General features: G+C 59.8%; 1 protein-coding gene. It reads left to right on the forward strand.

Going from position 1 to position 403, the window contains the following annotated elements:
* Window positions 1-145: 145 nt before the first annotated feature.
* Window positions 146-403, forward strand: a 258-nt coding sequence (locus JFN93_RS25315) for a pyridoxal-phosphate dependent enzyme (protein WP_199387173.1), incomplete at its 3' end; no start/stop codon positions are given.

The raw sequence follows: 403 nt of genomic DNA on the forward strand, positions 1-403 counted from the left end.
GGGCTGCACGAGTGGGCTTTCAAGTGGGCGGACACTCTCCTTGCCATGGAAACCGGTGAGGTCCGGAGCCAGGCGGCCAGCATCTAATGCGAAAAAATAACCGGACATCCCGGTTTATTCTGACCACTTCAGGAGGATTTATCCAATGGCCAAGATATTCAACAACCTAACCGACCTCATCGGCGCCACCCCGCTTTTACGCCTCCACCGGTATGGTGTGGGCGCGAGTGCTGACGTCGTGGCCAAGCTGGAGTCGTTCAACCCCGGCGGGAGCGTGAAGGACCGGATCGGCTTTTCCATGATCAAGGACGCCGAGGAGAAGGGGCTCATCAAGGACGGCACCGTCATCATCGAGCCTACCAGCGGCAACACCGGCATCGCCTTAGCCTTCGTGGCCGCGGCG

Origin of the sequence: Geomesophilobacter sediminis, from assembly GCF_016458275.1 — a bacterium.
GTDB classification, from domain to species: Bacteria; Desulfobacterota; Desulfuromonadia; order Geobacterales; family Geobacteraceae; genus Geomesophilobacter; species Geomesophilobacter sediminis.